General features: G+C 71.8%; 8 protein-coding genes and 1 pseudogene. 6 read left to right on the plus strand and 3 right to left on the minus strand.

Going from position 1 to position 11,716, the window contains the following annotated elements:
- Window positions 1-263 precede the first annotated feature (263 nt).
- Complete coding sequence (gene gndA / locus N4P33_RS25695) at window positions 264-1,703, minus strand: NADP-dependent phosphogluconate dehydrogenase (RefSeq protein WP_260829122.1); 1,440 nt, start codon at window positions 1,701-1,703, stop codon at window positions 264-266.
- A gap of 362 nt (window positions 1,704-2,065) precedes the next feature.
- Here gndA and N4P33_RS25700 point away from each other — a divergent pair, with 362 nt between their 5' ends.
- On the plus strand, window positions 2,066-3,286 hold the full coding sequence (locus N4P33_RS25700; protein WP_260829129.1) for a transglycosylase family protein: 1,221 nt from the start codon (window positions 2,066-2,068) through the stop codon (window positions 3,284-3,286).
- Here the strand turns inward: N4P33_RS25700 and N4P33_RS25705 are convergent.
- Complete coding sequence (locus N4P33_RS25705) at window positions 3,276-4,367, minus strand: DMT family transporter (protein WP_260829123.1); 1,092 nt, start codon at window positions 4,365-4,367, stop codon at window positions 3,276-3,278. The two genes, N4P33_RS25700 and N4P33_RS25705, sit on opposite strands and share 11 nt — an antisense overlap.
- Window positions 4,368-4,641: 274 nt before the next feature.
- Here N4P33_RS25705 and glgA point away from each other — a divergent pair, with 274 nt between their 5' ends.
- The 4 genes from glgA to N4P33_RS25725 all read left to right on the plus strand — a co-directional run bounded on the left by glgA (window position 4,642) and on the right by N4P33_RS25725 (window position 10,411).
- Window positions 4,642-5,793, plus strand: a complete 1,152-nt coding sequence (glgA, locus tag N4P33_RS25710) for a glycogen synthase (RefSeq protein WP_260829124.1) — start codon at window positions 4,642-4,644, stop codon at window positions 5,791-5,793.
- A 51-nt stretch (window positions 5,794-5,844) separates the two neighbouring features.
- The gene (gene glgC, locus N4P33_RS25715; RefSeq protein WP_260829125.1) at window positions 5,845-7,065 is read left to right on the plus strand and encodes a glucose-1-phosphate adenylyltransferase; all 1,221 of its coding nucleotides are present in this window, start codon (window positions 5,845-5,847) and stop codon (window positions 7,063-7,065) included.
- A gap of 197 nt (window positions 7,066-7,262) precedes the next feature.
- The gene (locus tag N4P33_RS25720) at window positions 7,263-9,878 is read left to right on the plus strand and encodes a PA14 domain-containing protein (RefSeq protein WP_260829127.1); all 2,616 of its coding nucleotides are present in this window, start codon (window positions 7,263-7,265) and stop codon (window positions 9,876-9,878) included.
- A 335-nt stretch (window positions 9,879-10,213) separates the two neighbouring features.
- Entirely contained in the window at window positions 10,214-10,411 is a 198-nt protein-coding gene (locus N4P33_RS25725; protein WP_260829130.1) for a hypothetical protein, read from the plus strand.
- Here the strand turns inward: N4P33_RS25725 and N4P33_RS25730 are convergent.
- Window positions 10,360-11,370: pseudogene (locus N4P33_RS25730) on the minus strand (helix-turn-helix domain-containing protein); the annotation flags it as partial. The gene N4P33_RS25725 and the pseudogene N4P33_RS25730 overlap by 52 nt on opposite strands.
- 97 nt (window positions 11,371-11,467) lie before the next feature.
- Between N4P33_RS25730 and N4P33_RS25735 the strand changes: the two are divergent.
- Window positions 11,468-11,656 (plus strand): hypothetical protein, encoded by a 189-nt coding sequence (locus tag N4P33_RS25735; RefSeq protein ID WP_260829128.1) that lies wholly within the window; start codon window positions 11,468-11,470, stop codon window positions 11,654-11,656.
- Window positions 11,657-11,716 lie beyond the last annotated feature (60 nt).

Below are 11,716 nucleotides of genomic sequence, written 5' to 3' on the forward strand. Positions count from 1 at the left end.
GATCCCCCCGGGCCCCGAACCAGTACCAAACCCAGAACCAGGCCCCCCGCTCACCTGAGTTCACCGGCCAGCACCCACACCCTCAGGGGCGCGGGGAACTGCGCGACCAGCCACAACCCACCCGCACCCGCCGACGAAACCACCACCCCCCAACGGCGAAGGGCGGCGGATCCCCAGCAAGGATCCACCGCCCGTAAGGCCCAAAGGCCCAAAGGCCCAAAGGCACGAAGACGCAAAGGCACTAAGGCGCAAAGGCCCAACCGCTACGCCGAAACCTCCGACCGATCCCCACCCCACAACGTGTGGAACGCCCCGTCCCGGTCCGTACGCCGATACGTGTGCGCCCCGAAGAAGTCCCGCTGCCCCTGCGTGAGCGCCGCAGGCAACCGCTCCGCACGCAACGCGTCGTAGTACGCCAGCGCCGCCGCGAACCCGGGCGTCGGCACCCCCTGACGCACCGCGGCGATCAGCACCTCGCGCCAGTCGTCCTGCGCCTCCGCGATCTCCCGCGCGAACGTCTCGTCGGCCAGCAGGCTCGGCAGATCCGCCCGCGCGTCGTACGCCGCCCGGATCCGGTCCAGGAACGCCGCCCGGATGATGCAGCCGCCGCGCCAGATCGAGGCGACCGCGCCGAGGTCGATGTCCCAGCCGTACTCCTCACTGCCCGCCGCGATCTCGTGGAAGCCCTGCGTGTACGACACGATCTTCGACGCGTACAGCGCCTGCTCCACCCGGTCCGCGAACGCGGCCGCCTCCGACTCACTCAGCGGCTTCGCCTTCGGGCCCGCGAGATCCCGCGAGGCCTCACGCAGCGCCGCGTGGCCCGACAGCGAGCGCGCGAAGACCGCCTCCGCGATACCGGACACCGGCACACCCAGGTCGAGGGCGATCTGCACGGTCCAGCGGCCCGTCCCCTTCTGCTCCGCCTGGTCCACCACCACGTCCACGAACGGCTTGCCCGTCGCCGCGTCCACGTGCGACAGCACCTCGGCCGTGATCTCGATCAGGTACGAGTCGAGGCGGCCGGTGTTCCAGGTGCGGAAGATGTCGGCGATCTGGGCGGGGGAGTACCCGGCGACATCGCGCAGCAGCTGGTACGCCTCGCCGATCAGCTGCATGTCGGCGTACTCGATGCCGTTGTGCACCATCTTCACGAAGTGCCCGGCACCGTCCGGACCCACGTGCGTGACACAGGGCGCCCCGTCGGCCGCCTTCGCGGAGATCTTCTCCAGCATCGGGCCGAGGGAGTCGTACGACTCCCTCGAGCCGCCCGGCATGATGCTCGGGCCGTTCAGCGCGCCCTCCTCGCCGCCGGAGATGCCCGTGCCGACGAAGTGGATGCCCTGCTCGCGCAGCTCCCGCTCACGGCGCCGGGTGTCCGCGAAGTGCGCGTTTCCGCCGTCGATGATCATGTCGCCGGGCTCCAGCAGCGGGGCGAACTCCTCGATCACCGCGTCCGTCGGTTCACCGGCCTTCACCATGATCACCAGCCGCCGGGGGCGCTCCAGCGCCGCCACGAACTCCTTGGCCGTCTCGGCCGCCACGAAGCTGCCCTCGTGGCCGAACTCCTCCACCAGCGCATGCGTCCGCGCCGCCGTCCGGTTGTGCACCGCGACCGTGTAGCCGTTGCGGGCGAAGTTGCGCGCGAGGTTGCGGCCCATGACCGCGAGACCCGTGACGCCGATCTGCGCTGAACTGCTCATAGGGTTGGCTCCTAGTGCCCTCGGTATCGGTGCTGCCGGTCGGTGCCCGTCAGTACTGCCATCGCCCATCCTGACGTGCCGTACCCACGTGCGCACGCGCGGGTCGAGGGAGGCAGGCACAGGCAACTTCCGCAGGTACGTACGGGCAACCGGCCCCCTCACACTCAGCGGGCGCACGTCCGCGTACGCCCGCGGCCCGGTCGCACCCGCCCGCGCAGACGACGCGCGGCGGTGGCGGGCGGGCGCAACGGGCGAAAAATCCCGGCCACTTGACGCGTCCGCGCGGCCGACAGTCGTCTTGTGGCGGCCGGTTCGCAGCGCTTACTTTTGCCCCTCCTGACGCATTGTCGATGGGGGGCACCATGGCCGTGCGCGGCCGGCACCGCCGGTATCAGCCGAAGAGGATCAACCGCGCCTCGCTCACCGTCACCGCCGGCGGAGCCGGGATGGCGCTGCCGCTGATGGGGACCGGCACCGCCCAGGCGGCCGACGTGGAGACCTGGGACAAGGTGGCCGCGTGCGAGTCGAGCAACGACTGGGACATCAACACCGGCAACGGCTTCTACGGCGGGCTGCAGTTCACCCAGTCCACCTGGGAGGCCTTCGGCGGCACGCGCTACGCGCCCCGCGCGGATCTGGCCACCAAGGACGAGCAGATCGCCGTCGCCGAGAAGGTGCTCGAAGGGCAGGGGCCCGGCGCCTGGCCGGTGTGCTCCGTGCGCGCGGGTCTCACGCGGGGCGGCGACACCCCCGACATCCGCGTCAAGGACGGTGACGACGGCAGGACCGACCGGAGGAAGAAGAGCACCCGGCCCTCCGTCGAGGACGTGCAGCCGCAGAAGACCCCGCAGTCCCGCGCCGGCCGCGCCGAGATGTACACGGTGGTCCGCGGTGACACCCTCTCCGGCATCGCCACCGACGAGGGGGTACGGGGCGGCTGGCGGAGCCTGTACGAGGCCAACCGCCGGGCCATCGGCGGTGACCCCCATCTGATCCTCCCCGGCCAGCGGCTCGCCCTGCCCGACGGGACGGCCGCGCCGACACGCCCGGCGCCCCAGCAGCCGGACGAGGCCGCCGAGCCGTCCAAGCCTGCGAAACCTTCCAAGCCCGCCAAGCAGGAGAAGAAAACCGCTCCGCAGCGAGCCAAGGACAAGGACCGAGCCGACCGCAGCACCGGCACCACCCTCGTCGCCCCCGTCAGCGCCGCCCTCGGCACGCCGTACCACAAGGCCGGTTCCGCCTGGTCGAAGGGCTACCACACCGGAATCGACTTCCCCGTGCCGACCGGCACGTCCGTGAAGTCGGTCGCGGCGGGCAGCGTCGTCAGCGCGGGGTGGGAGGGCTCCTTCGGCTACCAGGTGGTGATCCGGCACACCGACGGCCGCTACAGCCAGTACGCGCACCTCTCGGCGATCTCCGTGAAGAGCGGCCAGTCGGTCGGCGCGGGACAGCGCATCGGCCGCTCCGGGTCCACGGGCAACAGCTCGGGCCCGCATCTGCACTTCGAAGTGCGGACGAGGCCCGGATTCGGGTCGGACATCGACCCGGTCGCCTACCTGAGGGCGGGCGGCGTCAGGATTTGACGCGCATGCGGTGCCGGTCCGCCGTCGGCACGGGGACGTACGGTCCGCCGTAGAAGGGCGCGTAGGAGACCAGGGGATAGACGGGGTCCGCCTCCGCCCCCGCAGCGGCCGGCGCGGGCACCGGCACCGGCATGCGCACGTCCTCGGGCACCTCGAGCTGGGCCAGCAGCTTCTCGACGGGGTCGCCGACCGGTTCCGCAGGGCCGACCGGCTCGGCCGGGGCCCCGGCCGCCACCGCGGCCTCCTGCTGCTCGCGTGCCAGCCGCTCCGTCGTCAGCAGGATCAGACCGCCCGCCGCCACCACACCGCAGCTCAGCGCGAGCGCCGTGCCCGTCGTGCCGTAGCGGAAGGTCTCGCCGAACATCGTGATGCCGACCGCCGCCGCCACCACCGGGTTCACCACGGTCAGCGTGGCGAGCGGAGCGGCGAGACCGGCGCCCCGGTAGGACGCCTGGGACAGCAGCAGGCCCGCCGTGGCCAGCACCCCGATCACCGCCAGGGAGGGCACGTCGCCCGCCGACACCCCGTCGGTCCAGTCGACCGCGACGGTCTTGGTGAACACGGAGGACATACCGAAGGCGACACCGGAGGCGACCGCCAGGAGCATGCTGCGCACCGCCGGATGCCGGTGCACGGCGCGGGCCGCGATCATCAGGGCGGTGACCGCACCGGCCGTGGCCAGTGCCGCCGCCACCCGCTGACCGGTGTCCAGCGACTGCGCGGAGGACGCGCCCACCAGCGACAGCAGACCGGCGAGACCCACGGTCGCCATGATGGCGCCGCGCCACGCGGTCGCCCCGGCCTTGCGGCCGACGAAGAGGGCCGCCATGGGCAGCGCGAAGACGATGGTCAGCGCGCCCAGCGGCTGGACGATGCTCAGGGGACCGTAGGCGAGCGCGACAACGTGCAGCAGTCCGCCGAGGCCGTTGAGCGCGACCGCCGCCCACCAGGCCGGCCGGCGCAGCGGTGCGTACTGCTCGCCGGGGGAGGACACCGCGACCCGCTCCTGCACGATCGCACCGCCGGCGTAGGCGACAGCGGACACGAACGACAGCAGCACGGACAACGCGAGGGCGCTCATCGGCTGCTCCTCTGCGGGTGGCCGGGCCCGGCGGCCCGGCGCGGCGAAGGGTCGGCTTCCATGACCAACACGATGCCTTCTCGGTTTGTTCCCGTCGTCGTCCCTGAGCACTCAATGAGTCCTACTGCCGATGGAGTAGGAGGACGGCCCCGTCATCCCCAGGGTGGGTACCCGCGGACGGACGGACCCTGAGGGGAGGCCCTAAGGGCTTCCGCCGGGGCCCGGTGTGGGTGACCATGAAGGGGACGTCCGCCGAGAAACAGGGGGTTCGCGGGTGCGAGTGGGACTGCTGACCCGGGAGTACCCCCCGGACGTGTACGGCGGCGCGGGAGTTCATGTCGAGTTCCTCGCGCGGGAGCTGCGGCCGCTGGTGGACCTGGAGGTGCACTGCTGGGGCGAGGGCCGCGCCGACGGGGTGCTCCGGCACCGCCCCTGGTCCGCGCTCGACGGCGCCAACGACGCGCTGCGCACCTTCTCGGTGGACCTCGCCATGGCCGCTGCCCTGGAGGGCACCGACCTCGTCCACTCCCACACCTGGTACGCCAACCTCGGCGGCCATCTCGCCAAGATGCTCTACGGCATCCCGCACGTGCTCACCGCCCACTCACTGGAGCCCCTGCGCCCCTGGAAGGCCGAGCAGCTCGGCGGCGGTTATGCCCTGTCCAGCTGGGCCGAACGCACCGCCGTGGAGGCCGCCGACGCGGTGATCGCGGTCTCCGGGGCCATGCGTCAGGACATCCTCGACTGCTACCCCGCCCTGGACCCGGCGCGCGTGCACATCGTGCACAACGGCATCGACACGAGCCTGTACCGCCCCGACCCCGGCACCGACGCCCTGGACCGGATCGGCCTGGACCGCTCCCGCCCGTACGTGCTGTTCGTCGGGCGGATCACCCGCCAGAAGGGCGTGCCGCATCTGCTGCGCGCGGTGCGGGGCATCGACCCGGCCGCGCAGGTGGTGCTGTGCGCGGGCGCGCCCGACACCCCGGAGATCGACCGGGAGTTCCGTGAGTTGTACGAGGAGCTGAGCCGGGTGCGCGAGGGCGTGCACTGGATCCCGCAGATGCTGCCCCGCCCGGAGGTGATCCAGCTGCTCACCCACGCCGCCGTGTTCGTGTGCCCCTCGGTGTACGAGCCGCTCGGCATCGTCAATCTGGAGGCGATGGCCTGCGGCACCCCCGTGGTGGCCTCGCGGGTGGGCGGCATTCCCGAGGTCGTGGAGGACGGGGTGACCGGGGTACTCGTCGAGGCGGACGACGACTTCGAGGCGGGCCTCACCCGGGCGCTCGACGCGGTCCTCGGCGACCCGGACGCCGCCCGGCGGATGGGTGAGGCGGGGCGGGAGCGGGCGGTCGGCGAGTTCGGCTGGGACGCGGTGGCCCGCCGTACGGTCCGGCTCTACGAGGAGATCCTCAAACAGGCTTAGCCGGCCCTGACCGGGGCAGGGATGGGAAAACTCGGCGTGAGGGGAGCGGCCATGCGTCGTGGAGGTCCTTCGGTCCTGGGAATCGTGCTGGCGGGCGGCGAGGGCAAGCGTCTGATGCCCCTCACGGCGGACCGCGCCAAACCGGCGGTCACCTTCGGCGGGACGTACCGCCTGGTGGACTTCGTCCTGTCGAACCTCGTCAACGGCGACATCCTGCGCATCTGTGTGCTCACGCAGTACAAGTCGCACTCGCTGGACCGGCACATCACCACCACGTGGCGGATGTCGAGCCTGCTCGGCAACTACGTCACCCCGGTCCCGGCCCAGCAGCGCCTCGGCCCGCGCTGGTATCTGGGCAGCGCCGACGCCATCCTGCAGTCGCTCAACCTGATCCACGACGAACAGCCCGAGTACGTGGCCGTGTTCGGCGCCGACCACGTCTACCGCATGGACCCGCGCCAGATGCTCGCCCAGCACATCGAGAGCGGCGCCGGGGTCACGGTGGCCGGGATCCGGGTGCCGCGCTCGGAGTCGTCCTCGTTCGGTGTGATCACCCCGGGTTCGGACGGGCAGACCGTGGAGGGGTTCCTGGAGAAGCCCGCCGATCCGCCGGGGCTCGCCGACGACCCCGAGTGCGTGTTCGCCTCGATGGGCAACTACCTGTTCACCACCAAGGCCCTGATCGAGGCGCTCCAGCGGGACGCCGAGGACGAGAACTCGGTGCACGACATGGGCGGTTCGATCCTGCCCCAGCTCACCGACCGCGGCGAGGCCGCGCTGTACGACTTCAGCGGCAACCACGTCCCGGGCGAGACCAGCCGCGACCAGGGCTACTGGCGGGACGTCGGCACCCTGGACGCGTACTACGAGGCGCACATGGACCTGATCGCCGAGCGCCCCGCGTTCAACCTGTACAACCGGCAGTGGCCCATCTACACCCACTCCGGGCAGCTCTCGCCGGCCCGTTTCAACGCGGGCGGCATCGCCAGCGAGTCGATCATCAGCGCGGGCTGTCTGATCCGCGGCCAGGTCACCCGGTCGGTGCTCTCGCCGGGGGTGGTGGTCGATCCGGGTGCGGTCGTGCAGGGTTCGGTGCTGCACGACAACGTGCACATCGGGCGGGGCGCGGTGGTGCGGGGCGCGGTGCTGGACAAGAACGTCGAGGTGCCGCCGGGCGCGACGATCGGCGTCAACCCGGAGCGGGACGCCGAGCTGTACACGGTCTCCAAGGGCGGCGTGATCGCCCTGGGCAAGGGCCAGCGCGTGCCGTAGATCAGCAACCGTGGGGCCCCGGGCGGTCGTTGTGACCCCCGGGGCCTTTGTCATGTCCCTGGACGGGCGGCGGAATCCGTGCTGTTATGCCAAGTGTTGTTCATGACAACGTTGTAACCGCGCGCGCATCGCACACAAGGCAACACGGAACGCACGTCAGCAGCGAGAGCCGTCACTTCCTCACCCACGGAGGACATGTGCGCACCAGACGACTCAGAGACCGTTTCGCGCTTCTCCTCGCCGCCGCCCTCGGCATCGGGGGACTCACCGCGACCGGCCCGGCCGCCTCCGCGGCGGAGGACGACCCGGTGGAGGTCCACGGACTCAAGGGCGAGTACTACACCCAGTCCGCCCCCGGCGCCTTCGACTTCCACGAGCTCAAGGCCACCGCCTTCGACCCCCGCCTCGACTTCGACAACCTCGAACCCCGCCTGAACGTCACCACCGGCCGCTCGGACGACGTCAGCGTCCGCTGGACCGGCAAGATCGTCCCGGAGAAGACCGGCCCCCACACCTTCTCGATCATCGGCGACAACGGCTTCCGCCTGTGGATCGACGGCCGGCTCGCCATCGACCACTGGGTCGACGACTGGGACCGTGAACAGACCGCGGAGCCGATCGAGCTGACCGCCGGCCGCGCCCTCGACATCAAGGTCGAGTACTTCGAGCACTACGGCGGCTCCAACCTCCACCTGCGCTGGACCGAGCCCGGCGGCACCAAGGAACCCGTACCGCAGTCGGCGTTCCGCCTCCCGGACGGCTTCGCCTACGACGGTGCCCTCGCCGCCACCGTCCTCGCCTCCGGACGCACCCTCAAACTCGACTTCCCGCAGGCCCTCGCCGCACCCTCGGCCGGCTTCACCGAGCACCTGAACGCGGTGATCGGCGGCGCCACATGGCCGCTGAAGTCCGCGAAGCCGGACCCCGCCGACCCGAAGGCCCTGCTCGTCTCACTCGCCGAGCCCGTCGTCGGCAACAAGACCGGCACCGCCCGCGGCACCGCCGACATCCGCTACGACGGGAAAGGCGGTCTGACGGCCGCCGACGGCGACCCCGTGGACGCCTTCCTGAGCAGCGGACCCAACCGCTCCACCTACGAGCTGCGCACCAAGTGGGCCGACGAGGTGGGCCCGGACAACGCCCTCCCCGAGTACCCGCGCCCCCAGCTCACCCGCGACGACTGGCAGAACCTCAACGGCCGCTGGCAGTTCGCCGCCGCCGAGGAGGGCGAGCAGCCGCCGGTCGGCAGGACGCTGAAGGAACGCATCCTGGTCCCGTACCCGGTGGAGTCCCAGCTCTCCGGGATCCAGCGGCACGAGGACCGCATGTGGTACCGGCGCACCTTCACCGTCCCGCGCGACTGGCGCATCGGCTCCGGCCAGCGGCTGCGGCTGAACTTCGGGGCCGTCGACTGGCGTGCCGAGGTGTACGTCAACGGCACGAAGGTCGCCGCGCACGAGGGCGGCTACGACAAGTTCAGCGCCGACATCACCGACGCGCTCGAGCCCGGCCGCACCCAGGAACTCATCGTCGGCGTCTACGACCCCACCGACGCGGCGAACGGCGAGAACCCGCCCCTCGGCAAGCAGCGCCTCGACCCGAGCGGCATCTGGTACACGCCCAGCTCCGGCATCTGGCAGACCGTCTGGATGGAGCCGGTCGCCCGCGACCACGTCGACTCCCTCAAGCTGATCCCGGACGTGCCCGGCGAGCGGCTCACCGTGGAGGCGGAGGGCGTCCGCGACGGCGTACCGGTCACCGCGACCGCGTACGCAGGGAACCGCAAGGTCGCCACGGCCTCCGGCCGGACCGGCGAGCCGCTCACCCTGCGCATCGCCGACCCGCGCCTGTGGTCGTCCGACGACCCGTTCCTGTACCGGCTCAAGGTGACCGTGGGCGCGGATCGCGTCGGCAGCTACTTCGGCATGCGCTCCATCGCCGTCGAGCAGATCGACGGCGTCCCGCGCACGGTCCTCAACGGCGAACCCGTCTTCCTGATGGCCACCCTCGACCAGGGCTTCTGGCCCGACGGCCTGCACACCGCCCCCACCGACGAGGCCCTGGCCTACGACCTGCGCCAGCACAAGGAGCTGGGCTTCAACTCGGTGCGCAAGCACATCAAGGTCGAACCGGACCGCTGGTTCTACTGGGCCGACCGGCTGGGCCTGCTCGTCTGGCAGGACATGCCGTCGATGACGGCCGGGGTGAACCCGAGCGCCGAGGCCCGCGCCCGCTACGAGCGCGAGATGAAGCAGATGATCGACGAGCACATCAGCAGCCCCTCGATCGTCATGTGGGTCACCTTCAACGAGGGCTGGGGCCAGTACGACGTCGGCCGCGTCGCCGAGCAGGCCAAGTCCTGGGACCCGTCCCGCCTGGTCAACAACCAGTCCGGGCTCAACCTCGGCGCCGACGGCAACGCCGGCGACATCATGGACGAGCACGGCTATCCCAGCCCCGCCCTGCCGCCCCGCCCGGACGGCCGGCGCGCCCTGGTCAGCGGCGAGTACGGCGGCCTCGGCCTCGCGGTGCCCGGACACGCCTGGCCGGTGCAGCAGTCGTACGTCGACGTCGACCCGGCGACCTACACCGACGACTACCTCACCAAGCTCGACGAGGTGCGCGCCCTGGTCTGCCGGGGCAGCAACGGCGCCGTCTACACCCAGATCTCGGACGTGGAGGGCGAGCTCAACGGGCTGCTCACCTACGACCGCAGGGTGATGAAGCCGGACGTCGCCCGGGTGAAGGCCGCGCACGAGGCCCTGATCCGGGACGCGTCCCGGGCGCGGCCCGCGGGCTGCCCGGCCGGGTGACGGGCGGGTGACGACCGGGTGACGGGCCGGGTGATCAGCGGCCCCCTGGCGGCTGGCGTCCGTCCGAGTGGCGTTGGTCACCGGGAAGGCCGCCCGGTCGCGACCCGCTGACCACACCCAGCACATACGTCCCGCCCCTTCCGTCTCGCCGACGGAAGGGGCGAAGACGTAATGTGCTGTTAACTATGCGTAGCGAGATCGTACTTGACCGTAATCGGCCGGGGGCGATTGACTGCTGATCCATCCCGACGTCGATGCGAGGCAAGCCCTTGACCGCAGACCTGCTCGCTCCACTCGACCTGGCGTTCTGGAACATCGAGTCCGCCGACCATCCCATGCATCTGGCCGCGCTCGGCGTCTTCTCCGCCCACTCGCCCGCCGCGGGCGCCCACGCGGCCGATCTGCTCGCCTCCCGCGCCGCCGCCGTACCCGGACTGCGCATGCGCATCCGTGACGTCTGGCAGCCGCTCCCGCTGCGCGACTCGCTCCCGGCCCTGCGGCGCCCCTGGTCCGCCAGCTCCACCGTGACCTGACTGCTGTACAAGGACGCCCGCCGCGCGGACAACATCGTCAGCGCCTCCCGCAACTCCCCCTCCGCCCGCTCCAGTTCACCGTTCTGCGCATGCACGTACCCCCGCATCCAGTGACAGTTCGCCAGCTCCGTACGCAACTGCAGCCCCCGGTACAGCTCCGCCGCCTTCGCCAGCGACGCGTCCGCCTCCGCCAGCCGCCCCTCCGCGAGCAGCGTCCGCGCCACCGACCGGTGCATCCGCGCCACCAGCGCCGGATCCCCCGACCTGGGGGCCAGCGCCAGCGCGAACTCCGCCGCCTGAGCCGCCCGCGCGTGCGCACCCATGTCCATGTACGGCCCGATCACGCTCGCGTACAGCAGCAGCAGCGCGTCCGGGTCGTGCAGCCCGCCCCGGTTCAGCTCGTCGAGCGTGGACTCCAGCAGATAGACGGCGTACCGCAGTTCACCCGCCAGATAGTGGGCGACCGCCCTCCCCCGCAGCGCCGGCACCCGCGCGGGCAGCGGCGCGTCGGCGAGCTGCCGCTCCGCCCGCTCGAAGTACCGTCGGCTCGCGGCCAGTTCGCCCGTCTCCAGCGCGCACTCCCCGAGCCCCAGCAGCGCCGCCGCCTGCTCCTCGGCCAGCCCGTGCGCCTCCGCGTCCGCCAGCAGCCCGCCGTAGAGCTCGACCGCCGCCTCCGTCTCACCGGCGGCGAGCGTCCGCTGCGCCTCGGTCAGCCGCAGCCGCATCTCGGTGACGAGCCGCGCCGGACGCCCGGTGGCCAGTTCGTCGAACGCGACTCCGAGACGTACGGCGAGATGCCGCAGCGCGTCGTCGGAGGGGCGCACCCGGCCGGCCTCCAGCGTGGAGATGTACGCGGGCGTGTACACCGGCTCGGCCAGCTGTTTCTGGGTCAGCCCCCGCTCCACCCGCAACTGCTGCACCCGGCGTCCGATGGTCTCCGGATCGTCCCGTTCCCCCACCGCCGGCCCCCTTGTGCCCCTTGCCGTTCGACTCCGACGGCCCCTAGGTTAAACGGCGGATTAAACGTGCTTAACCCGTCGCTGTTGCGAGGTCGCCGTGCTGCACCGCATACGCACCGCCGAGCGCTACACCCGGGGATTCGCCGCGGCCGTCATCGCGGTCGCGGCCCTGGTCCTGGCCGCCAACGCGGGCCCCGCCAAGGCCACCCACACCCACGACCCCCACCCCGCCACCCAGCGCACCGCCACCGCCCCGGCGGACACGCTGCACACCGCCGCCCGCTGAAGCACCCGCCCGCCGCCGCTCGCTGACCCGGCCTCCGCCCCCGGCACGTCAGTCCGGCAG

The organism is Streptomyces sp. 15-116A, from assembly GCF_025290915.1.
Classification (GTDB): domain Bacteria; phylum Actinomycetota; class Actinomycetes; order Streptomycetales; family Streptomycetaceae; genus Streptomyces.